General features: G+C 68.4%; 1 protein-coding gene. It reads right to left on the reverse strand.

Annotated elements, in window-relative coordinates:
- The coding region (locus tag ACLQ2O_RS41965) for a transposase (RefSeq protein WP_425843490.1) at window positions 1-250 on the reverse strand (250 nt) is incomplete at both ends.

Below are 250 nucleotides of genomic sequence, written 5' to 3' on the forward strand. Positions count from 1 at the left end.
CCCCCCTTTGCCGCCATGCGCCGAGCGGTGAGCCTTGAGGTAGGTGCTGTCGATGGCGGCCGCCTCGCCCACCCATCCGCTCTTGGCCAACGCCGTCAGCATCGCCCGCCAGAAGCCACGGCGGGACCAGCGATTGAAGCGGTTGTAGACGGTCGTGCGCGGACCATACGCGGCTGGGCAGTCGCGCCAGCGGCAGCCTGAGGTGAGCACGTGCAGGATGCCGGAGATGACTTGCCGATCATCGTTCCGC

Source organism: Kribbella sp. DT2 (genome assembly GCF_049844575.1).
GTDB lineage: Bacteria > Actinomycetota > Actinomycetes > Propionibacteriales > Kribbellaceae > Kribbella.